Annotated in this window: 1 protein-coding gene; it reads left to right on the plus strand. The window is 69.8% G+C overall.

Going from position 1 to position 1,213, the window contains the following annotated elements; translation table 11 throughout:
- Positions 1-127 precede the first annotated feature (127 nt).
- Positions 128-1,213, plus strand: a 1,086-nt coding sequence (locus IG90_RS0138655) for a transposase (protein ID WP_030596039.1), incomplete at its 3' end; no start/stop codon positions are given.

Below are 1,213 nucleotides of genomic sequence, written 5' to 3' on the forward strand. Positions count from 1 at the left end.
AGCTTGGCGTTTAACCTCGGAGGTCACCCGACCTGCTGATCTGCGGTTCTTCCCGGGACAGCCGGGGCGGCCGTTCTCCACGCTTCGAGATGTCGAGTAACGAAGCACGAGAGAACGGCCGCTGCGTATGAGTCTCCCCGTCGACGTGCCTGCAGGCGACGCATTGGGCATCCTGTCCCGCTTTCGGGTCGAGTTCTACGAATGCCTCTACGCCCGTCAGGACGCACTCTTCGAGCTCACGGACGCGGTGTTGTGCGTGGACGGTCCGGTGAAGACCCTGGTCGAGCTGTCGCTGGCGGTCGAGCACCGGCGCGGGCACGGCGCGCTGTACGCAGCTTTGGACCGCGGTTGGCTGGAGCCGGCACGGTTGCGCCGCACGCTGGCCGGGCTGCCGGTGCCGAAGGCGGCCGACGGCCGGATCGTGCTGGCCGTGGACGTGAGCAATTGGCTCCGCCCGGATGCCCCGACCAGCGACGATCGGCTGTTCTGCCACGTCTACGGACGCGGCGACCGCCGGACGGACCAGTTCGTGCCGGGCTGGCCGTACTCCTTCGTCGCCGCGCTGGAGTCCGGCCGCACTTCCTGGGTCGCGCTGCTGGACGTCGTACGCCTGGGGCCCTCCGACGACGCGACCCTCGTCACCGCAGCCCAACTACGCGACGTCGTCGAGCGGTTGACGCAAGCCGGGCACTGGCGGCCGGGCGACCCAGAGATCCTGATCGTGATGGACGCCGGCTACGACGTCAGCTACCTCTCCCACGCCCTGGCCGACCTGCCGGTCGTGTTGGTCGGACGCCTGCGCTCGGACCGCGTCATGCTCCGCGACGCAGGCCCCGCGCGTTCCGGCCCCAAGGGCGGGCGGCCCCGTCGGCACGGCGCTGCCCTCACCTTCGCCAAGCCCGACAGCTGGCACCAGCCCGACGTCACCACAGCTACGGACACCACCCGCTACGGCAAAGCCGAGGCGATGGCCTGGGACCGGATGCACCCCCGACTCACCCACCGCGGCCCATGGCTCGACCACGCTGAGGAGGAACTACCTGTCCTGCACGGCACGTTGGTGCGGCTGCAGGTCGAGCGCCTGCCGGGCGACCGCGACCCGAAACCCGTCTGGCTGTGGTGCTCAGCCACCGCCGCCACACCGGTGGACGTGGAGCGCTGGTGGCAGTCGTTCCTCCGCAGATTCGATCTCGAGCACACGTTCAGGCTCCTG

The organism is Streptomyces anulatus (genome assembly GCF_000721175.1).
GTDB classification, from domain to species: Bacteria; Actinomycetota; Actinomycetes; order Streptomycetales; family Streptomycetaceae; genus Streptomyces; species Streptomyces anulatus_C.